The sequence below is a fragment of the Phyllobacterium bourgognense genome, from assembly GCF_003337575.1.
Lineage (GTDB): Bacteria > Pseudomonadota > Alphaproteobacteria > Rhizobiales > Rhizobiaceae > Phyllobacterium > Phyllobacterium bourgognense.
This window is the reverse complement of record NZ_QPJM01000039.1, coordinates 1-19,234: the sequence shown is the minus strand read 5'-3', so window position 1 is coordinate 19,234 and position 19,234 is coordinate 1. Positions and strand designations below refer to the sequence as shown.

The window sequence follows — 19,234 nt, the reverse complement described above, 5'->3', positions numbered from 1 at the left end:
CACAGAAAGCGGTGAAGGCTAGCGGCCGATGCAAGGCACAGTTAGTTTCACACAGGAACCGACGGTTCCAACATTACTGCTCGCGCCCTGATCGCTTGTGCATCTAGCCAAGCGGGAAAACCCCGATCGATATGGGCTTCATAGGCGGATTTTGGTTTGAGCCTGCTAACTCGACCTGTTTGTGCCACAAGTACGATGGCGGAATAAGCTGATGGGTTCAGCTAGTGCTCAACGTGAACGCATTTTCCGTGATCAGCCAAGACTTCGATGACTCGGCATTCGGAGACTTGGCCATGTCTGCACCCTTCGACCATCAGTTCCAATTCACCCTTGAGCGCGTTGAGGCTGCGTATCCGATGCTCGACGTCGACCAGCCGCTCTTTGGCAATCTGGTCCGCCGTTCCGCAGGGCTGATTGGGATCATCCTGCAACGCGAGCAGTGTGCGGATTGCATCGATTTCGAAACCTAGTTCACGCGAATGCCGGATGAAAGCCAGCCTGCGTACATCAACTGTTGCGTAGGATCTGCGATTGCCACCTGTGCGCGCAGGCACGGGCAACAAACCGATGTGTTCGTAATATCGGTTCGTCGATACCTTCACGCCGCTGCAGTCACTAGAGGATGTAGGGTTACAAAAACGGAAATCAATGGAGAGTGAATCATGATGGCGGCATCGACCAAGGCACGCTTTCGCGTCGAAGGCATGGACTGCGCTAGTTGCGCTTGCAAGATCGACACTGCCGTGCGTCGATTGCCAGGAATTGCCGACGTATCCGTTTCTGTGAGTGCCGGCACCATGACCATTAATCACGATGGTAACCCCAGCCCACTATCGTCTACGTTTTGGTGCCTTGCGTCAGGCACTGAAGCAAAATTAGAAAAAGATCCCGAACCAAAATGTTCGGGGTTGTTTCCGTTACTGGGCCTTTTCGGGTATGGGTTCGGCGAAACTCGAAGGGCCCGTCAGCCTTACCGCGGGGCGTTTTGCGTTTCTAGTGCCTGCTTCCCGGCCCCAGTGATTTGCCACTTCCAACTTGTCGGCCCGCTTTGAACATACTCGGTCCATCCTTGGCGTTCACTGGAAAGCTCAGTCTGGCCATGCGGCGTATAGTGTCGATCGAACAGGGGATCGCACTCGAGGCCCAAAATCCAGAAATGCTGCAGTTTTGTTAAAGCCAAGACCAGCCACCAAACCTTTCGAAGATTTGGCAATCATACATGTTTTGCGACAATCAATGATACGTGGCGAACTGACGGTCCAACATGGCTTCACGATGGGCGGCTATCGAAGCAATAATCTGAAAGTCGCGCGCTCCCCCATCGAAGATATTCATTATGGTTCGCGCCAAGCGGTCCGCATTTTTATAGGACACCGGGTCGAGGCCGAGAAGCTCGCACGCCTTAAGGTGGGCGTCCTGCATAATGTACCAGTCGTCTTCGCTGTAGGTGAATTGTTCAAAAAGATGCAGAGACATGACAGGTCCTCCAACATCAATGGCTGGAGCGCGTACGGCTCTCAATCGCTAGTGCGCCGTTGATAGACCAGCGACCTAGATATTAAAAAACTCAAGTGGGCTGGCGTCAATAGTATGTCTGCCAGTGACAATCACACTAGGCACGCCGCCGTGGCCTGTTCTTGTGCCACCGGAAGGCCTTGCCTGTTGGCGGTCCGCGTTCGGGCTCATCGACGTAGTTGCCCGCCTCCTTGGCAGCTTGGATGTTCTAAATCTCCTTATCGGTGGCGGACCATTCGATGGTAGATTACGCCGCGCTGAAAAATTGAGGGACCACGAAGGCGGGCCAAATGATGAAGATTGGCATTACATTCGATCTCAGGGACGACTACGCGAAGGAAGGCTACTCCGAGGAAGAGATTGCCGAGTTCGACAGGTTAGAGACGATCGAGGCAATAGAATCGGCGTTGCACTCACTGGGTCATTCGACGGAACGTATCGGTACTGCCAAGGCGCTGGCAATGCGGTTGGGTCAAGGCGATCGGTGGGATCTCGTTTTTAACAGCGCAGAGGGAATGTACGGTTTCGGCCGCCAAGCATTGGCACCCGCCCTGCTGGAGGCCTATGAGGTTCCTTATATGTTTGCCGATCCGCTTTGTCTTACTGTCACATTGCATAAGGCGACGGCGAAGCAGGTTGTTCGCGACAGTGGTATCCGAACAGCCGATTTCGCGGTTGTCGAGACGATTTCTGATATTACGAGTGTTTCCCTGCCGTTCCCCTTGTTCATAAAACCCATTGCCGAGGGTACCAGCAAGGGTATCTCCGCCGTGTCGAAAATCCACGATCGGGGAGAATTGCAGTCGGGGTGCGAGCGGTTGCTCGCCCGCCACAGACAACCAGTGCTTGTCGAAGTCTATTTGCCCGGGCGCGAATTCACGGTGGGTATTCTAGGAACAGGATCTGCTGCCTATTCACTCGGGACAATGGAGATAGTCCTCAAAGACGGGCCGGAGCCTGAAATATACTCTTACGACAACAAGAAGCATTTTGACGAGCGGGTCGCTCCCCGTCTGGTAGATGACGCGACGAGTAGAGCCGCCGCGGACCTCGCGATCGCGGCGTGGATGTGTCTCGGGGGGCGTGATGGTGGCCGCGTCGACGTCCGTTGCGATAGTGCAGGCGAAGTCAATTTCATGGAAGCAAATCCGCTCGCGGGCATGCATCCCAGAGATTCGGATCTCCCGCTCATCGCCCGAATGACCAACCTGTCTTACGTCTCGCTGATCGAGAAGATCGTGGCGTCTGCTTCGACACGTATTTTTCGATAGCTTGGACGGCTCCCTTCTATTCCCAAGATGAACCAATCTCAAAGGCTTAAGCCTTACTGACTAGAACCGTCGGTTACCCGCTCTCGGCAAAATAATGGTATGTTGGAGAGGGGAAAGAATATGCTGCAGCGCAGGCTTGTTACGATACTGGCCGCTGACGCGGTCGAGTACAGCCGCCTCGTCGGGAAAGACGAGGAAGCCGCTCTCGCGCTCTTCAAAGATTGTGCGGCAATCATCCAGGACCGTGTTCAGGCCCATAACGGCCGCGTATTCGGCGGTGCCGGCGATAGCGTGATCGCGGCATTCCACAGCCCTGTCGAGGCCATGCGCTGTGCCGTGGAAATCCAAAATCAAATAATGCTGCTCGATGAGAAGCTGTCGGAAGACTGGCGCATGCTTTTCCGTGTGGGACTAAATCTGGGTGATGCCGTTGTCGAACAGGATAATCTCCTTGGCGATGCGGTTAATGTTGCAGCGCGTCTGGAAGGGCTGTCCGAGCCTGGCGGAATTTGCGTCTCCGGTACTCTTTACGAGCAAGTGAAACACCTGCCGAACCTGGGCTTTGTAGACCTTGGCTCAAAAAAACTGAAGAATATCCCCATTCCGGTACACGTTTACTCAATCAAAGGCGTGGGTCCAACGCACTCGCGCAGGCGCATCCCTGCGTGGGGATTTGCGGCAGCAACAGCAGTGCTTCTTGCAGTTATTGCACTTCCGGTCTGGTGGAAGTACGCACCCGAGATAACAGCCAAAATGGAAACCGGATCGCACCTCCTGTCGCCGTCGCAACCTTCCATCGCGGTCCTGCCGCTTGACAATGTCAGCGGCGACCCGACGCAAGAGTACTTCAGCAACGGCATCACCAATGACATCACGAGTGACCTTTCCAAATTCTCCGGCCTCATGGTCATCGCCTACAACTCGGCATCCACGTTCAAGGGCAAGCCGACCAAAGTTCAGGACATAGGGAAGGCACTGAGCGTGCGTTATGTGCTGGAAGGCACCGTACAAAAGACCCCGGAGCGGCTGCGGATCAACGCCCAACTCATTGATGCCGAGACTGGCTATCACCTATGGGCCAACCGCTACGATCAGACTTTGGGGGACACGTTTACGGTACAGGAGGATATTACCAAGAATATCGTCACGGCCCTGGCCGTTAAGGTGACGGCGGCCGAAGAGCGGCGCTCCAACAAGAAGCTCACACAAAACATGAGCGCTTATGACTATTATCTGAAGGGTAAAGCGATTTGGGCCGATCCCAGTAAGGTCACGCCGGAGGGAAATGCCGAGGCCCGTCTGCTTTTTGAAAAAGCGATCGAGCTCGATCCGAACTATTCGTCCGCCTATGCCGAACTGTCCTACGTCTATGTCAGGGCGGCGCAGAGCGGCTTTACTGATGATGCAGCAGCATCACTCCAAAAGGCCGAAGACCTTGCAAAGAAGGCCCTGGCGTTGAATGACGATTTCAGCAGCCATTGGTACCTGGCCATTGTCGCGTGGAACAAGGGTGAGTTCGAAAAGGCTTTCAGGGAATACGAAACAGCACGCCAAATAAATCCCAACGATCCGGACCTCGCAGCCGACATGGCAGAGGCGCTGATTTACGGCGGCGAGCCCGAGAAGGCGATAGAGCAGATCGAAGCTGCCAAGCTTCGCAATCCATTTTATGAATACTGGTATGATTGGAACGAAGGCAGGGCCCGGTATATGGCCGGCCAGTATCAGGCCGCCATCGACGCCATCGGCAGGATCAACTCTCCACCGAACGACGTCCGTTTGATCACTGCAGCAAGCAAGGCGCAGCTCGGCGACATTCCGGCAGCTCAAGCCATTATGGCCGAGTTCAGCAAAATTGATCCCGACTGGTCGATCGCGAAATCGGCCGCTTATTTCTATCGGAAGGACAGCGACCGACAGCACTGGCTGACTGGATTACGGAAGGCCGGATTGAAGGAGATGTAGGGTCGAACGGCCCTGAAAGCTCTTTAGTAATTGGCCGAAACCACAACCGAAGTAAAAGCAAAGGGGAAATGACATGACTACCGCCCAAGCCAAGGTGCTTACCCGACAAGCAAGAAATAAACCGTTGACTCCCGAAGGAAATGAAGAGGCAAAGGAGCTCTACCGAAAGGCGATAGACGAAGAAGATATCAATTATCTGCCCGCCTATGCCGAATTGTCCTACGCTTGGTGCCGGGATTTGGAAAATGACTGGGGCCCTCGCCAGACAGCGCTTGAGCAGGCCGAGCGGCGGGCCCTAGAAGCCGTCGAGTTGAGCAAGGATGAGAACAAAGGCTGGCACAAATTTTTCATGGGCCACTGGTATCTCGGAATCTTCCGTTGGCATCAGGGCAAATTTACTGAAAGCTTTCAGGAATACGCCACCGCCCGCGAGCTCGTTGAAAGTAAGCCCGATTCTGAATGGTACGTCAAAAACCTCGCCGACCTTGACGCCGACATGGCAGAGGCGTTGATCTATCATGGTGATCCGAAACGGGCAGTTCAGCTTGTTCTCGATGCAATGGATCGCAATAAGGATCACGCCTATTGGTACCATTGGATCAAGGCAAGAGGGGATTACCATCTCGGGCGATACCAGGACGCCATAGACGAGATCGGAAAGATTGTACCCCAAGAGAAGCAGCCTAACGATGTCCGGCTGATACTGGCTGCAAGCAAAGCCCAACTCGCAACCACCGAGGCAGACGTTGGGAAGGCAGAGAAAATGTTAAGCGAGGCAAAAGCGATCATGGAGGAGTTCAGCAAGATTGAACCGAACTGGACACTGGCAAAGTCAGCGGCCTATGAATATGGCAGCGCAACTGAACGGGACCACTGGATCACTGGACTTGATAAAGCAGGGCTAAAGCATTCAGTAAACGATAATCCATAATCCTGTCGGCCATGGATAAGCACGACACGGGCCTTCCTCATCACATAGCGGGTCGGGGGCGGTTTCGCCGCGGTTTGGCTGGGTGGCTCCCACTCGTCTCGCAACCAATAGTTTGACGAGCTCCACCGGAAACAATCTAGCCACTATCTTCGAGTGATGAGTTCAAGAAACTCTTTCTTCGACATGCCCGGCATTAGGTAGCAAAAAACCAACCAAAAGCGGCTCAAGTAATTGATTAAAGGACTAATTCATCAAAATTTAGCGTAGCCGCCAGACGTTAAAGTCGGACTTGTGGAATGCGCGTAGAAGCCGCAATCCGCGACGCCGTCGCTCTCATCAACGACGTCCGCATATCATCAATTGCAAAACGAAGCGCTTCTGCTCTTGCTCGACACGTTCTGGTGGATAACCTGGTTCAACTTTGCCGTCATTTCGAGGGAGGGCATAGGTTAGAGTCAACATAAACATGGGGGCTGCAGAACTGGACAGGTGTCTTTTGCCGAGTTTATGCGCTTCGACGAGTTCCGCCCAACCCATCGTTTTTCATTCGAACAGACTGTACTCGCCCCTTGCGCAATGAATCCGCTTGCAATTCGGCCGATGTGCGCAAGTATCCAAGGCATTCAGTAGTGCGGAAAATCTGTTCATGTCCACTCAGCGTTTTACGCTTAAACGCCTCACGCCAGATGACGTCTGCCTTCTTCGTAAGTTGAATGCCTTGTTCGGAAACGCATTTTCCGATTGCCAGACATACGGAGACAACCCGCCAAGTGAGGCCTATATGAAGGACTTCCTGGCCAAGGATCACGTCGTTGCCTTGGTCGCGATGGCAGGCGGAGTTGTGACGGGTGGACTTGTCTCCTATGAACTTGACAAGTTTGAGCAGGCGCGACGTGAGTTCTATATTTATGACCTCGCAGTAGATGAAAGGTATCGTCGGCAAGGAATAGCGACGTCCCTTATCAACCACTTAAGAGATATCGCCAAGCGCCGCGGCGCGTGGGTCGTATACGTTCAAGCGGATTACGGTGATGACCCGGCGATTGCACTGTACGAAAAGCTCGGCATTCGCGAGGATGTTCTTCATTTTGACATAGTGACCGATCCGTAGCCCAGAAACAGGAACCCACTTCGCGAGCCCGCGATGGACGTGGTTCACCGTCCGGCCCAGGTGAATTGGAAGCGGCGTTTGACGGCAAACACGGTTGGTTCTGGCGCAATCGCACGGGAGCGATGTCACAATCAATAGCCGTCTGGATTTCCACCAGATTCTTGAGCGGTCCAGGGTTTGCGCCGTTTTGTGCGATCTGCAGAATTTCGTGGCGACGCGAGGAAATCAATTCTTTATCGCTGCGTCGATTTCCTTGACGTGCTGTGCTGCCATGTGAGTCCTCCAAGACGGCTGAAGTCGTGATGTGCCGCTCGGACAGACCGAAGTCAATCAACGAAGTCGAGGTGCGATTTTTGCATTCTCGCTGGCACGCCACGTAGGAAGCAGTCAACCGGGGTATTCGAGGGTCTACCGATCAAACTGCTCGACTCAGTGTCGGTTATCCCAAGCCCCGCAAAGCCATCACAGTTCCTCCAACGTGCCTCCTGTCGGCCTTCACTGGAAATACTGAAAGCGCAAAATTAACACGGGGCTTACAATGACTACAGCTGTCACGAGAAACAATCCTATGAGGGCCGCCGTCGCCATTTGTCCCGAGAATCGATAGCCAAGAAGATAGAGTTCGCGATTTTTTGACCGAATCATATCCCACCTCCATTAGTTCGGTTGCCACTTGACTAGCTTCCATGCTTGGCTGAAACGACGCAATTACCTACTTGGTTGCAGCAGCTGGGCATTTGACGAATCCGGCTGCAAAAGTTTCGTCTTGGGGTTAATCCAAAATCTTATGTTTGAATTGCTGATCGTCGGTTTTCTTATTCTCCTGAACGGCGTTTTCGCACTATCTGAGCTTGCGGTGGTCTCGGCACGTAAAGCCCGACTGGAGATGTTGCTTGATCGCGGTGTCGCGGGAGCAAGCGCGGCCATTGCGCTTTCGGAGAATCCCGGGAAGTTCCTATCAACAGTTCAAATCGGCATCACACTCGTCGGTATCATCGCGGGTGCGTTTTCCGGTGCAACACTTGGATCGCGCATGAGCGTATTCCTTGCTGGTGCAGGCGTGCGCGCGGATATCGCCGATCTGGCAGGGTATGCGCTCGTTATCGGTATCATCACCTATCTCTCGGTAATTATCGGCGAACTCGTTCCGAAGCATTTGGCATTGAAGAATCCGGAGCGCATTGCCTGCTTCATCGCCCGCCCCATGAACGTCCTGTCGCTTGTCGCTGCGCCGGCCGTATGGGCGCTGGATGCGTCGACGCGCGGTGTGTTCAGGCTCCTTGGCATATCGACCGCATCCGAAAGCGCCATAACCGATGAGGAAATCCTGACGATTGTCGCCGAGGCTGGCAGCACAGGCGTCATCGAGGAAGCAGAGCGCTCCATGATATCCGGCGTCATCAGGCTCGGTGACCGCAGCGTGCGCGCTGTGATGACGCCGCGAACCGAGGTCGAGATGGTCGATGTCGGCGAAGATGCGGTCTCACTGAAACGTAAACTCATCGCAGCCAACCACTCCTGTCTCCCGGCGTTTGACGGTGATCGCGACAACGTTGTCGGCGTCATAATGCTTCGGGATATGATCGAGCCGATGCTTGCGTCCTCGGCTGTGGTCATCCGCGATCACGTGCGCCATGCTCCGATCATTCCCGATACGATGGACGCCTTGGCGGCGCTCAAGGTCCTGCGAAATGCCGACGTGCCAATGGCGCTCGTTCACGACGAATATGGTCACTTTGAGGGACTTTTGACACCCGGCGACATCCTTGATGCCATTGCGGGCGCGTTCCGTTCGGATGAGGATCAGTCAGAAAATGAGGCGGTACGGCGGGAGGACGGATCATGGCTTCTTGCGGGTTGGATGCCCGTCGATGAAATGGCGGATTTGCTCGGTCTCGACCTACCTGAACACCGCCACTACGAGACGGTAGCGGGCTTTGTGATCGATCACTTGGAAAGGATTCCCGTAACGGGAGAGGCAATAGAAGTTGAGAATTGGCGATTCGAGGTCGTCGACCTTGATCACCGCCGCGTCGATAAAGTCTTGGCTTCCCGCTTGTAGCCAGGTCGGGGGTCTAAAGTTAGGAGATCTTTTCTCCAGTTCTGGCAGGGCTAGAACGTGGCTGGTGGCGACACTGCGTCATGCTCGAGCGAGATGTCATCTTAGAGGACCGTCGATGCGCTATCGAACGCACGGAGTTTGAAGATACACAATGAAGCTCGCGCCCATGGTGGCTACTTTCTTTCGAGCCCGCGCCATGCTTGCGGGTACTAAAGAAGCCCGGATTTTAGTCCGCGAGGCGAGTTAATTGTCAGCATCCCCCTTATGTTCGCCGCAATACCATTCAAGCCCGTAGCGCTTCTCAAATCCGAACGATCCCCACGCATTGCAGCCTTCGTGCATGCAGTAGTGTTCAAAAAGCCCGGCCGGGGCTTTCTCCATATGATCGGGATAGGCGGGTTTTGGGATTTCGCTCATTTGCCGATCTTCATCTTCAGGTGGACGCCCTTGTAATTCTGCGGAAGCCCTGCCTTGGCATGGGCCTTCGCCAGCTTGTCGAGCCACGCCGCAATGTCGCCAGGCACGGACTCAATGTCGTTACTCCAGGCGTTGACCAGAAACACATCGCATTCCAGGGCGGCGGCCAGATCAAGTTGGGACCATCGTAGAAGTTTCAGGCATTCGTTAAATCGTTCAGGCGTCAATATTGCTCCAGCTCCGGCACGTCGCCGGATTGAAACAGAATCGTCGTCGGCCCATATTCACCGATAACAGGTCGGGCTTCCCGACTCCAAGCCAAAACGCCCGCGCATTTCGCCGCGAGGTAGCGCGCCATTCGAGTGGCCTCTTCTGGGGTGTCGAACTGCATCGGATCGTAAGCCGGCACAATCCGCCCATTGTCCGCTCGGCTGAACGCTACGACGACAACAAGGCGAGCAGGATGGGCTTTTGCAACAGGCAGATCAGACATCCTTTTTCTTCATCAACTTGCGCAACTCGGTTTCCACCGACAGCAGCGCGTTTGGGTGCATCGCCAGGTTGGTATTCTCGGCAACTTCGATCATTGCGGCGAGGACTTCTTCCTTGGTCCATCCGGCAACCTGGGCATCGCCCAAGAGCTCAAGCATTCGATCTTCGACTGCCCGCTGACAATCAACGAAGCGTTCTGAGTCGTTTCTAGCGCGCGTAGGGCCGGGAATAGTCATGAGCCATCACCTGTGAACCGCTCGTCGTTGTATGGCTGTTCACCAAAGTCTTTTGCGCTATAAAGGGCGATCAATTGCCCTTCGCCGTCATCGGGCACTCCGGAAAAAAGAAATACCTCACCGAGTTCGGGATGATGACCGTGGACGCCATTAAACGGGAACTCGTCGGGATCGGAGGATTCGTGAACGGTCACGTCGTCAACAGAGTTGTCCTTCACATGAATAATGATTTCTGCAGAACCTGAAAGCTCCTGCGTATGCGTCAACGCTTCCCTGACCTCAAATTCAAACTCCGGATCCCAGCCTTCATTGCCAATGAAATCCTTGTCGCGGAACCTGACTTTCCATGGCATGGCTCAATCCTCCGATCAGAGCAGCAACGGTTGTTCTTCCTCTGCCTTCGGTTGTGGCAAAACAATCAGTTCATTATCGGGCAGGGGTCTTTGCAACTGTAGCGCTTCTTCGGTCGGCGCATTCATCCAGGTGTCGATTTCCTCGGTGGTGCGCAAGATGACTGGCATTGCCTGTTCATGGATCGGTTTGACGATGGCATTCGGGAAGGTCGTCAGAAACGCAAAGATATCAGCCTGCACTGGCCCTTCCTTCTTCTTGCGCACGCTGTACCAGTTCGTCCAGATGCCAGCGAAGCAGAACAGTGGATTGTGCTCATTGAGCGCAAACCAATGGAGTGGCTTCTTCTTGGTGACTGGGTCCGGTAGCTTGCCGTATTCGGAGAAACTTGTCGCAGGGACAACGCAGCGGTTTGCCGGCCCAAGCCAAGCCTGCCAGTGCGGTGATTTGACGTTGCGGATATTGGTGACACCGTAATCGACCTCGCCCTTCAGAAATTGTGGCGGCGTCGGCATGCCCCATCGAGCTATTGCCAGCTCACGGTCACCATTTGCGTCCTTCCGGCCAATCGGTGCGGGATAGTCGGGAAAGACATCCATCTGCGGAGTTAGGCGATTGGTCAGGTCGTTGATCGGCAGGAAGAGCCGCCGCATCGCTTCGTGGGTGGTTGTGGCGTTATAAAGGTTGCACATGGGCTAATCTCTCAGCTTGTTCCTGGCACCGATCAATTCATTTCCCGCGATCCGGAAACAATGCAGCGCAGTTTTCTGTTTAAACCGCGGACTGTCGCGTGTTTTCCGTATTTCCCTTCCAATGCATATCGATCCAACGAACCTATCCGACCACAGTGGATGCAATATGCAAACAGATCGTCCCAGCTTCCCAGATCCGAAAATCCTGCGTCTCTTTGATCGGCCTAAGATATCGCTTGGAAGACATCTCTGCCCACCCTCACGCGAACATTCTTTGAACGCCACGTCTTTTTCTTCCGTTCCGCCGGCGTGATCCATTCTCCGTCAAATGCCCGAAACGGCCGCTAGCCGTTTCGCATCCGACTGGTTCGCAACGTCCAAACCGCATTTTTGCGCCGGAAAGGCCGCCGCAGCAAAAGGCGGTTTCGCCGCAAAAAGCAACAGCCACAAAACCGCAGCCATGTTCCATAATATGCGTTATGCGATTTTTGTCAACAATTTCAGCAAGTTAAGTCTGCATCAGCGCGAGACTTTTCGTACAAAAGGCGAGGAAACTTCCGAGAAAATGGTGAATCTTAGTCGAAAAACCTAAGTACTTAGGCAGGATGGAAGATATCCGAGCTTCGTTCATATCGACAGTCGAGGGTATCAGGCAGACTGGTAGTGTGGCCCTCCACGGCAACGAGCGATAGCGCCCTGATGCCGCGCTTGCGGGTACTGGGGCCAAGAGATATAGAGGCCCATCATTCCAGGGGAAATCTATGAAATCGTTTTGGCTGGCCACGGGCTTATTCTTCGTGATTGCGAACTCGGCGTACGCCTCCGAGACTTTTGATTGGCCATCGCAACTGCAAAAAAGTCTGACGACTTTCGAAAGCGGCCTCGGATCCAGCGCAAAGTGCGAGCGCGCGGGGCACACAATTTCCTTTGAGAAGGTAGATCAAAACACGACTATCGAACCGGATCTCTTCAAACCTGTTTATACTGAATATAACCCGTTCGCTGATCAGGACGACCTCTCCGTAGATAACACCCCTGGCTACTATACGGTCGAGGGTGTGGCTACGACGAAGTGTGAGATTGGGCGGCAGGCCACAGCAAACGCATATGCTTTGAATGATCGCATCTTTCGCATTCAACTTACGTTCGACCGTTGTGAATCTCGTGATGAGAGGCCCCATGGGGGAACACTTCTCACTGAGCCAATTGTGTACGCAACGTGTGATGGTGTCGACCTCAAGGAACAGGACTTCGACGCTGCCCTGTACGAAGCTATCAAAGCAAGAAATAAGTATGGCTACAAAAAGAACGGTGATCAGGGGTACTTCGACCGCGAATGGTCAGGTAACAAGAGCGTCGAGTACCAGGCCGCTGAGGTGAGGTATGTCTTTGATTTTAACTGTAACGGGCGGTTCGAGGTTGAAAAACTTATGCGCAATCCGCTGTTTTCCGATGAGGCCCGAGGGGTCAAATGCTTGATTGACATTGAAAATTCTGATCTTGCACACTGGACTGCGACAGCGATGTATGAAGTTCTCAAGCCAGGCGTCATGTCTGACGACATTGTTGGGCAATACGTTTCGAATAGGCTGTTTATTGACGTTCCCACCGAGCAGAAAGTTATTCAGTCGATGCAGGCAGAGTTGCAGCTACGCATTGACGAGATCAAGAGGCAGATTGCGGAGCGCGTCGCCGAGCACGAAACGAAGGAGGACGCTGTGTCAAACATTCTGGGAGGGAAGTGATAGCTATCACACCCGGTGATCCTGTCGCCCTTGCCGTTGAGAAGTTCCGAGGGCAGCCCGCCCGGACAGTAGGGTCGTCCAGTATTCAGTGGAATATACGACCCGTCGATGCGTCCAGGTAAAGCCTGTTCTGCACGGTCATTCCACCACAATAGGTGAAGTATATCGGCTTGCCGCCGCTGCCAGTTTTGGCCATCCAGCCGCCCATTTCCTTGAATCCCGAGTCGGGAAACAATAAACGCTGTAGTGCGCTCCTTCTTCGGCGAAATGGAAGTGGTGGCCAAGGGCATGCGCCCCTAATTTCGTCGCAAGATGGCTGATCTCCCACAGGTTCTTTCGGTAACGACTGTCATTCTTGACCATGACCTGATGTGGGTAACATCTGTCCACCATCGTCGTCGAGAGCGCGCCACGACTTCTGGTCATCTCAGTGATCCGACTGCAGGCTTTTAGGCTTCCACCCGCGGGCAAAGCCGTGGCCCATCGCAAGCGCTGCGTATTCGAGTTCCTTTATCAAGCAATTGCGGTCGGATAGCAGATCTGCAATTGCAGCATGGACGTCACCCCCATGTTCGGCAATTAGTTGTTCGACTTCACCATCGTGTTTCAATTCGGGTTCGCTCATTGGCCTTCTCCTATTTTGAGACAAGCCTGTCCGCTCCCCATATGCGCGACAGAAGGGCTATAGATCTGGATGTGATGAAACCGCCGCAATAGCTTCGTGTTCTTATTTTGTTCTGCTTACAAATCGGAGTCAAGTGCTACCCAACATGGTAGGGCGTCGAGTGGGCCGATCTCTCGCTGTATGAATCTCGCTACCAATATTGGTTACTGATCATGCGAACCAGGATTTCTTAACTCGTGCAACCATCTTGAACAGAAACGAAGCTTCTCGTCCGTATTACGTTTGTGAAGAGCTGCGATTTTATCTTTGAATTCCGAAGGTAAAAGTTCTGCCATACCAGTGGTAACGCAAGAATACACCCACAGCACTATTCCTTCGGGATCAATGTGAGTGTGCGTGAGATCAACGTACGCCCCATGCGCGCGTGTAAGCAAAGTCAAATTATCAACTTCATCCGAATCCAGATATGCCTTAGGGTCGCGGTCTGCGTGTTTCAAAAAGTTCGCAACTTTACTCCGTTTATCCCAAAAATCTTTTGCAACATTTTTCGTAACCGAGGCGGTAACCTCTGTGAATCGTGAAGATGCATTTATCGGTAAACGATCTGCGATGTCGCGGATGAACTGCATCATTTCAGGATCGTTTGCGATAAAGCTAGGGAGTGTGCCCCGTCGGTATTCCTGAACATGGTAGAAAACCATATTAAGGTAGTCATCAGCCGCCTCGTCCCTACCTCGCGTGGTTTTAATGTTGCTTAGCAGCTTATAGGCGGCATGCGCGACGGTATGAACCGCTAACTCGTCCTCGCCATCAAAAAACATTCGAATCGCAGCGCAAAGTTGCCGCTTGGCAGCAGCAAGCTTGGTTACGTATAGTTTAGATGGTTCCTTCAAATTCCTGTTCCTAAGCCGCGCGCTATGTCGTCTCTGGCGCGGCTGCTCGGTTTCCAAACCAACCTTCTCGAGGGCTTTATCCATTCCCGGTTTAGCATCGTTCCATGCCTTGGTCCAAGCAGGTAAATCACGATGTTGGTACCTCATCATTTGATCGATTATGGCTCTGAGTTCCCGGCGATCGCGCAAAATATCCTCATCTTCCCTGGTCCAACTTCAAGGGCAAGGAAAAACGAATGCCAAGCGTGCGGCTATGCTTCAAAGGTCGGTTATGTGTTTCGCGATCTTATCGACAAAGCGGGTTAATCCTTGCCGCTTCAAATCCTCAAGAAACTCAAGCGCTGAAGGCCCCGACTTTCTCAAATTACGCCTAGCGTTTGAAGTGATGGAAACCGCCACATCAGGAAATTGAGAGTAAAGATTTAGAAGAAAGTCGTCGGGCGTTTGCCTGGTCATACCGTGCTTCTGAAGTTCTTCAGGTGGGAAATCCCGAGTGTTCCACGTTATAATTGTGGATGCGCCAGCCGAGATTCCTGCCGCAACGACATGCCGATCGTCAGCATCAGGAAGTGTAATATCGGAAATATGGTTCTCGTAGCCGGACACCGTTGCTTTTGGCAGCACGAGATTCATTAAATTTTTCGTTTTTTGCAATCTCTCTCGGGAAATGGCGGGATTGTTGGCGGCAAGGTTCCGAATCCATTCTTCATGAATTTCTTCAGTCCAGCGCGCTTCGACTAGCCGATCTACAGAGCATTGGACCAGGAGATTGCGTAGATGAAATGGATATAAGACACACGCGTCGAAGATGGCGACCTGGGGCTCAAATGGCATGATCGCGCATAAGTTCTTCGGTGTCTTCAGCTAGCGCATCGAGAGCAGCTTGCTGTGCGTCAATGCGAGCCTTGAGTGCTAACACATCTCGAAGTTTTGCACGTCGATGTTTGCCGACATAGCGAAACGGAAGTTCACCCATATCCATTCTGTGAACTACGAGCGGACGGGAGACTCCGAGAACTCGGGAAACATCATTGGGACTCAACTCTTGGTCTTCCGTAAGGATCGCAACTTCCTCTCCGCGTGCCAAGTGCTCCAATAGAACTCCGATCATTTCGTTGACTTCAGGGGGCAAAGCTACGGTTTCCGTGGCTTTTGATCCGGTTCGAAGGCGCAGTTCAACCTGACCGCTCCTGCCGGGGACAAAGCCCATTTGCTTCCGGTCGTGGTCCTGAAGCTTCCTAAACTGTAAAATCTGAGTGGTCATCGTTTATCTCCATCGACAACTTATATATACGACAATGGCGATCTAACTGCAATAACTGAAAGCCCGCAGCGACTTGAGGAGCTACATAACGACGCCTGAATACGCGGTCATGCGTCCATCGGACCCAACATCAATGTACGCCCGCTTTCCCCGTCTCCCAACAGCCATAAAGACTAATCGATCGGTGTGAACTTCTAGAAAGCGTAGCGCCTGCCCGCTCGCATCGTAGTGGGTGATGTTATCGCCGCCAGTCTCACGAATGCCTGCAGTCTGCAAAAAGTCGTCGTTGGATCTCGTGATTGCTATCTTTCGTAGCCGTCCTGGTCGTTGGAATAAGCCCCAAAGCAGACCAACGCAGCCAGACATGGCGGTTGCGCCGGCAGCAAAAGTCAGTGCGATCGCTTTAACTTCGGCATTATTGTCGTTCCCGTACGCCACAAACAACCAGACGGCCACGAATCCCATCACAAAACCAGAAGCTAGAAGAAGAGCGCTGCCGACCAAGGTTTTGAAAACAGTGCCAAAGAAACCTCTGTCGTGACCACGAACCAATTCTCGACCGCCGATAAACGGCACAGCCATGGCTCCTGCAACGGCTGCGAGGAAGAGGATAAGCAAGAAATTCTTCTTGGTGGATTTCCAGGCGTCTCTACCAATAGACAGGCCGTAGCCCGCAACCGCTGCGCCTCCAACTCCAGCTGCTATCAACGCAAGTGACGATCTCTTCATTTCAGGCCCTACCCCAAGTATATTATGCCGTGCTCGTTGCCAGACGATTGCGTTTTGTGAGAACTCTGATTTTCCAGATGAATGCGATTACGGCCCAAACTGCGCCTGCTATCCAAGCAATAACGAAAATCATAGATGCGATGATCTGATAGATTAATTCGCCAAGCAGAATGGCTTTCCTACCCAAAATTAGCAGAGCGGAAGATGTCTCTTTCCCCATGCGTTTTGCTAGTTCATTAAACTTTGCAAGCTCACGCGGATTCGCTGCATTCTCCAGTGATCGAAACGCACCCCTCACTCCAGCACTGGCTACGATGGACCCCGTGCTTTGAGTGAAAACTGCAAGCTCGTCGGCGGGACCTTGCCGGATCACTCCATCAAATCTCTTTCTGATGGCAGCGATGTCGGCCGGAACAACCTCCACCGCCAATTTCTTTAGCTTTGAAAAGTCGTGGTTGTTGAGGTCTTCAAATGAAAAAGATTGTAAGCTCGACTTAAGCGTTGAGAACTTTGGAGCACGCATAATTGGTGTGGTCAAGTCCGTGAGGGCGATTTTCAGTCGCGATGGATCGATGAGATTGGAGCTCAGCTTCAGCAATGAGCTTGTGAGAGTGCTGCTAAGCTTCTTTGCCTTATTAGCTGTCTTAATAATCGAAGCCCCTGCATCCAATGGACCAGATCCCGGCGCAACTGTGAGCAGTCCAAATGCGGCCAGTCCAAGGGTCAACTTGTCGTATGCTTGACCACGAGCAATCTTGTCTCCCTCGGTCACGATATCCCTGACGTCACCGACCCCGAAATAATCTGCTGTCATCGCACCGCCGATGCTGGCAGCAGAACCTGCTTCGCCTTTGGTTACACCTGAGATGAATTCGGTCGAATACCTCCAGACAGTCTGGAACGTCGAATGTTTGGTCTTTGAGATGACATCTACTGGAAGTGTATGACCGTATTTCTCGGCTAGACCAACCAAGTTTTGAGCCTCATCGATATCGTCTTCAGCAAGGGCAGAATTAATAGCGTCAATATATGCCTCGGTGCTCAGCCGTTTCAACCGATACTCGGTAATGGAAAATGGGTCGTAGTATTTGAATGCGAGTTGGAGTGCGCCGAATAATGGCGACCAAACAAATGCAATTAGAGAAGTCGCCAAGAGAAAGAGCGCAATGCCCTTTTTGATTTTCAATATCAATTATTTGTCCCCAAAGCCCCACCTCAGTATGCACGTCTAGGGTTCAATTTCAGCAGAATTCTTTGAGATTGATCGAGGAGGGAGAGAAAAGTGAGAGAAGACATCGCGACCTCCTCTTGTGAAGTCCGTTGCACGCAAGCATGGTATCGACGGGTAAGTTGGGAGTATTTTTGGTGCGTATATTATTGGTGATCGTTTTCACACTGTTCGTCTCTCAGCCGAATGCGCAAGCACAGAACCAAAATCCGCCACCCCAAGATAACAAATCTCAACGATACTTACTTCCAGTCGAAATTATTGAGAACGATCGAGACGCTGCTGATCGACGAGATCTCGAAAAAAGATCTGCCCAACATGACGCCGACGACTTAGCTGCTCAACGTCAGGCCGCGGAGGCTGCCGCACGAAGCGCGACCACATCGGAAGCTCAGCTTTTGCCAATTTGGCTCCAAGTTGCCATCGGAGTGATCGGAACCGGAGCACTTCTCTGGAACCTGTACTATATTCGGTTATCTACAACCTCGGCTGTTGCAGCTTCAGAGGCGGCTCTAGCAGCAAACGCCATTGCCCAGCAACATTTCATTGCCGATCAACGGCCGTGGCTTTCGGTAATCCGGAAACCTGCGATGAGCATCTATACAGAAAATGGCTCGCAATCATTAGGTGTTCTCGTCGAAGTTGAGAACGTGGGTAAGAGCCCTTGTATCAGCGTCACAGCGGATATGAACATCGAATATTCAAAATGCGACCGCGCGAAGGAGCTGGCACCCAGCTTACGTTCTCGTTCCAGAAGTGGAATACGGTCTGCTAAAAGTTGCTTTTCAAAGGAGCGCGCGGCCAATCACACGTCCAACCAGCAATGTTCCAATTCGCGGAAGAAACCCATCCAGACGGAAAGGAGCAAATTGGAAGGGTTGGCGCATCGATGATCAAACAAACAGCACAACACTTTATACGTCCCATTTAAATTTAAGCCGTCAAAAGTACTATTTGGAAGCCGGCGACAGAACTATTTCTATCCGTAGCTAACATACGGGAGCTACACGCGCTTGGTAGGTGCGGCTACGATGGTGCGTTGAAGAAGCTCCAGCATTGGAAATAGAGTCAACCTCGAGTAGTATAATCGGCGACTTTCCATTGAGGGCCATGAGATGGAAAAAGATTGGATTCCAAGACTAAAGGGGCATGCGGGCCTCCTTGAGAAGCTTGTCAGAGAAGTGCCAAAGGCCCTCAACCGCACGAGTCTGACATTGGATCAAGCGGCACGTCTGCAAGCGGTCATCGAAAAAGGGGTGCGCGACTTTGATGAGGTTCTGCAGCTAGCGGATCAAACCGACGTTGACGAGAAATATCGTGAAACTGCGGACAGCCTGGCACGAACCTGGCAGCATCTTTGTGATGAGGCTGAAGATAAAGTGCGCTCAATGAGCGAACCGGATGAACCTGCTGAGCACATTGGCGAGGACCACTCGGCTCCACTCAACGACAATGATGAAGAAGATCGGGCTGATACCGACCGGAAACAGTAGAAGCACGGTTTGGCACCCCTAAGCGCACGAGCCTCCGAAAAAACATATGCGAAATCCATGAGAGATGAGGCGGCGTGATGGAATGCCCCGCAGTTTCACGCAATTGACGATGGATGAATGGCGTATCGTTTCGCAGATGCTGCAGGCCAAGGCACGCTTGGCCCAGATTGCATCAATTCTTGGTCGTCATCGCTCCACGGTTCACCGCGAGATC

Annotated in this window: 24 protein-coding genes and 1 pseudogene; 11 read left to right on the top strand and 14 right to left on the bottom strand. The window is 52.7% G+C overall.

Translation table 11 applies throughout. The features are described from left to right. Positions 1-221 precede the first annotated feature (221 nt). Positions 222-650 carry a MerR family transcriptional regulator gene (locus C7476_RS27160; RefSeq protein ID WP_114433035.1) on the bottom strand — a complete coding sequence of 143 codons (429 nt, stop codon included), beginning with the start codon at positions 648-650 and terminating at the stop codon, positions 222-224. 15 nt (positions 651-665) lie between these two features. Here C7476_RS27160 and C7476_RS29010 point away from each other — a divergent pair. Then, positions 666-821 (top strand): annotated as a pseudogene (locus C7476_RS29010) (cation transporter); the annotation flags it as partial. Positions 822-1,233: 412 nt separating this feature from the next. Here C7476_RS29010 and C7476_RS27150 read toward each other — a convergent pair. Further along, on the bottom strand, positions 1,234-1,476 hold the full coding sequence (locus C7476_RS27150) for a hypothetical protein (protein WP_114433032.1): 243 nt from the start codon (positions 1,474-1,476) through the stop codon (positions 1,234-1,236). 329 nt (positions 1,477-1,805) lie between these two features. Between C7476_RS27150 and C7476_RS27145 the strand changes: the two genes are divergently transcribed. The 5 genes from C7476_RS27145 (at position 1,806) to C7476_RS27115 (ending at position 8,855) form a co-directional block, all read left to right on the top strand. Beyond that, positions 1,806-2,786, top strand: a complete 981-nt coding sequence (locus C7476_RS27145; protein WP_210207825.1) for a D-alanine--D-alanine ligase family protein — start codon at positions 1,806-1,808, stop codon at positions 2,784-2,786. 120 nt (positions 2,787-2,906) lie between these two features. Then, positions 2,907-4,751: an adenylate/guanylate cyclase domain-containing protein gene (locus C7476_RS27140; RefSeq protein ID WP_181872641.1), complete on the top strand. Its 1,845-nt coding sequence runs from the start codon at positions 2,907-2,909 to the stop codon at positions 4,749-4,751. 73 nt (positions 4,752-4,824) lie between these two features. Continuing rightward, complete coding sequence (locus C7476_RS27135) at positions 4,825-5,682, top strand: tetratricopeptide repeat protein (protein ID WP_114433030.1); 858 nt, start codon at positions 4,825-4,827, stop codon at positions 5,680-5,682. Positions 5,683-6,328: 646 nt separating this feature from the next. Further along, positions 6,329-6,793: an AAC(3)-I family aminoglycoside N-acetyltransferase gene (locus C7476_RS27125; RefSeq protein WP_114433028.1), complete on the top strand. Its 465-nt coding sequence runs from the start codon at positions 6,329-6,331 to the stop codon at positions 6,791-6,793. A 787-nt stretch (positions 6,794-7,580) separates the two neighbouring features. Further along, complete coding sequence (locus tag C7476_RS27115) at positions 7,581-8,855, top strand: hemolysin family protein (RefSeq protein WP_114433027.1); 1,275 nt, start codon at positions 7,581-7,583, stop codon at positions 8,853-8,855. Between the two features lie 243 nt (positions 8,856-9,098). On the opposite strand, the gene C7476_RS28470 is transcribed toward C7476_RS27115, so the two are convergent. The 6 genes from C7476_RS28470 to C7476_RS27095 all read right to left on the bottom strand — a co-directional run bounded on the left by C7476_RS28470 (position 9,099) and on the right by C7476_RS27095 (position 11,043). Then, positions 9,099-9,272, bottom strand: a complete 174-nt coding sequence (locus tag C7476_RS28470; protein ID WP_181872640.1) for a hypothetical protein — start codon at positions 9,270-9,272, stop codon at positions 9,099-9,101. Further along, positions 9,269-9,499 (bottom strand): hypothetical protein, encoded by a 231-nt coding sequence (locus C7476_RS27110; protein WP_114433026.1) that lies wholly within the window; start codon positions 9,497-9,499, stop codon positions 9,269-9,271. Before C7476_RS27110 ends, C7476_RS28470 begins: the two co-directional genes overlap by 4 nt. Continuing rightward, positions 9,496-9,765, bottom strand: a complete 270-nt coding sequence (locus tag C7476_RS27105) for a hypothetical protein (RefSeq protein ID WP_114433025.1) — start codon at positions 9,763-9,765, stop codon at positions 9,496-9,498. The genes C7476_RS27110 and C7476_RS27105 overlap by 4 nt, the downstream gene beginning before the upstream one ends. After that, a complete protein-coding gene (locus C7476_RS28465; protein ID WP_181872639.1) occupies positions 9,758-9,922 on the bottom strand; it encodes a hypothetical protein in 165 nt (54 codons plus the stop codon). The genes C7476_RS27105 and C7476_RS28465 overlap by 8 nt, the downstream gene beginning before the upstream one ends. Before the next feature lie 74 nt (positions 9,923-9,996). Continuing rightward, positions 9,997-10,353 (bottom strand): hypothetical protein, encoded by a 357-nt coding sequence (locus C7476_RS27100; protein ID WP_114433024.1) that lies wholly within the window; start codon positions 10,351-10,353, stop codon positions 9,997-9,999. A 15-nt stretch (positions 10,354-10,368) separates the two neighbouring features. Then, complete coding sequence (locus tag C7476_RS27095) at positions 10,369-11,043, bottom strand: SOS response-associated peptidase (RefSeq protein ID WP_114433023.1); 675 nt, start codon at positions 11,041-11,043, stop codon at positions 10,369-10,371. Between the two features lie 328 nt (positions 11,044-11,371). Between C7476_RS27095 and C7476_RS27090 the strand changes: the two genes are divergently transcribed. Beyond that, positions 11,372-11,635: a hypothetical protein gene (locus C7476_RS27090; protein WP_114433022.1), complete on the top strand. Its 264-nt coding sequence runs from the start codon at positions 11,372-11,374 to the stop codon at positions 11,633-11,635. Positions 11,636-11,804: 169 nt separating this feature from the next. Then, complete coding sequence (locus tag C7476_RS27085; protein WP_114433021.1) at positions 11,805-12,788, top strand: hypothetical protein; 984 nt, start codon at positions 11,805-11,807, stop codon at positions 12,786-12,788. A gap of 427 nt (positions 12,789-13,215) precedes the next feature. Here C7476_RS27085 and C7476_RS27080 read toward each other — a convergent pair whose 3' ends face one another. The 6 genes from C7476_RS27080 to C7476_RS27055 form a co-directional block, all read right to left on the bottom strand. Further along, complete coding sequence (locus C7476_RS27080) at positions 13,216-13,413, bottom strand: hypothetical protein (protein ID WP_114433020.1); 198 nt, start codon at positions 13,411-13,413, stop codon at positions 13,216-13,218. A gap of 203 nt (positions 13,414-13,616) precedes the next feature. Next, positions 13,617-14,495, bottom strand: coding sequence for a hypothetical protein (locus C7476_RS27075; RefSeq protein WP_114433019.1), 879 nt, complete (start codon positions 14,493-14,495; stop codon positions 13,617-13,619). A gap of 69 nt (positions 14,496-14,564) precedes the next feature. Next, positions 14,565-15,140, bottom strand: coding sequence for a PIN domain-containing protein (locus C7476_RS27070; protein WP_114433018.1), 576 nt, complete (start codon positions 15,138-15,140; stop codon positions 14,565-14,567). Further along, positions 15,130-15,570 (bottom strand): MerR family transcriptional regulator, encoded by a 441-nt coding sequence (locus C7476_RS27065; protein ID WP_114433017.1) that lies wholly within the window; start codon positions 15,568-15,570, stop codon positions 15,130-15,132. The genes C7476_RS27070 and C7476_RS27065 overlap by 11 nt, the downstream gene beginning before the upstream one ends. A gap of 81 nt (positions 15,571-15,651) precedes the next feature. After that, on the bottom strand, positions 15,652-16,299 hold the full coding sequence (locus C7476_RS27060) for a hypothetical protein (protein WP_114433016.1): 648 nt from the start codon (positions 16,297-16,299) through the stop codon (positions 15,652-15,654). A gap of 22 nt (positions 16,300-16,321) precedes the next feature. Then, positions 16,322-17,491 carry a transcriptional regulator gene (locus C7476_RS27055; protein ID WP_114433015.1) on the bottom strand — a complete coding sequence of 390 codons (1,170 nt, stop codon included), beginning with the start codon at positions 17,489-17,491 and terminating at the stop codon, positions 16,322-16,324. Positions 17,492-17,664: 173 nt separating this feature from the next. Between C7476_RS27055 and C7476_RS27050 the strand changes: the two genes are divergently transcribed. The 3 genes from C7476_RS27050 to C7476_RS29580 all read left to right on the top strand — a co-directional run. Further along, positions 17,665-18,420: a hypothetical protein gene (locus tag C7476_RS27050; protein WP_147274755.1), complete on the top strand. Its 756-nt coding sequence runs from the start codon at positions 17,665-17,667 to the stop codon at positions 18,418-18,420. A 222-nt stretch (positions 18,421-18,642) separates the two neighbouring features. Then, positions 18,643-19,020, top strand: a complete 378-nt coding sequence (locus C7476_RS27045; RefSeq protein ID WP_114433013.1) for a hypothetical protein — start codon at positions 18,643-18,645, stop codon at positions 19,018-19,020. 82 nt (positions 19,021-19,102) lie between these two features. Next, the coding region (locus tag C7476_RS29580; protein ID WP_181872638.1) for a helix-turn-helix domain-containing protein at positions 19,103-19,234 on the top strand (132 nt) is incomplete at its 3' end.

What these genes read in the sequence shown, in the direction of transcription:
- C7476_RS27105 (WP_114433025.1), bottom strand. Translation starts at nt 9,765, where the DNA reads ATGTCTGATCTGCCTGTTGCAAAAGCCCATCCTGCTCGCCTTGTTGTC.
- C7476_RS27145 (WP_210207825.1), top strand. Translation starts at nt 1,806, where the DNA reads ATGATGAAGATTGGCATTACATTCGATCTCAGGGACGACTACGCGAAG.
- C7476_RS27060 (WP_114433016.1), bottom strand. Translation starts at nt 16,299, where the DNA reads ATGAAGAGATCGTCACTTGCGTTGATAGCAGCTGGAGTTGGAGGCGCA.
- C7476_RS27045 (WP_114433013.1), top strand. Translation starts at nt 18,643, where the DNA reads ATGGAAAAAGATTGGATTCCAAGACTAAAGGGGCATGCGGGCCTCCTT.
- C7476_RS27070 (WP_114433018.1), bottom strand. Translation starts at nt 15,140, where the DNA reads ATGCCATTTGAGCCCCAGGTCGCCATCTTCGACGCGTGTGTCTTATAT.
- C7476_RS27080 (WP_114433020.1), bottom strand. Translation starts at nt 13,413, where the DNA reads ATGAGCGAACCCGAATTGAAACACGATGGTGAAGTCGAACAACTAATT.
- C7476_RS27100 (WP_114433024.1), bottom strand. Translation starts at nt 10,353, where the DNA reads ATGCCATGGAAAGTCAGGTTCCGCGACAAGGATTTCATTGGCAATGAA.
- C7476_RS27125 (WP_114433028.1), top strand. Translation starts at nt 6,329, where the DNA reads ATGTCCACTCAGCGTTTTACGCTTAAACGCCTCACGCCAGATGACGTC.
- C7476_RS27140 (WP_181872641.1), top strand. Translation starts at nt 2,907, where the DNA reads ATGCTGCAGCGCAGGCTTGTTACGATACTGGCCGCTGACGCGGTCGAG.
- C7476_RS27150 (WP_114433032.1), bottom strand. Translation starts at nt 1,476, where the DNA reads ATGTCTCTGCATCTTTTTGAACAATTCACCTACAGCGAAGACGACTGG.
- C7476_RS27135 (WP_114433030.1), top strand. Translation starts at nt 4,825, where the DNA reads ATGACTACCGCCCAAGCCAAGGTGCTTACCCGACAAGCAAGAAATAAA.
- C7476_RS27115 (WP_114433027.1), top strand. Translation starts at nt 7,581, where the DNA reads ATGTTTGAATTGCTGATCGTCGGTTTTCTTATTCTCCTGAACGGCGTT.
- C7476_RS28470 (WP_181872640.1), bottom strand. Translation starts at nt 9,272, where the DNA reads ATGAGCGAAATCCCAAAACCCGCCTATCCCGATCATATGGAGAAAGCC.
- C7476_RS28465 (WP_181872639.1), bottom strand. Translation starts at nt 9,922, where the DNA reads ATGCTTGAGCTCTTGGGCGATGCCCAGGTTGCCGGATGGACCAAGGAA.
- C7476_RS27085 (WP_114433021.1), top strand. Translation starts at nt 11,805, where the DNA reads ATGAAATCGTTTTGGCTGGCCACGGGCTTATTCTTCGTGATTGCGAAC.
- C7476_RS27090 (WP_114433022.1), top strand. Translation starts at nt 11,372, where the DNA reads ATGCCCGAAACGGCCGCTAGCCGTTTCGCATCCGACTGGTTCGCAACG.
- C7476_RS27065 (WP_114433017.1), bottom strand. Translation starts at nt 15,570, where the DNA reads ATGACCACTCAGATTTTACAGTTTAGGAAGCTTCAGGACCACGACCGG.
- C7476_RS27095 (WP_114433023.1), bottom strand. Translation starts at nt 11,043, where the DNA reads ATGTGCAACCTTTATAACGCCACAACCACCCACGAAGCGATGCGGCGG.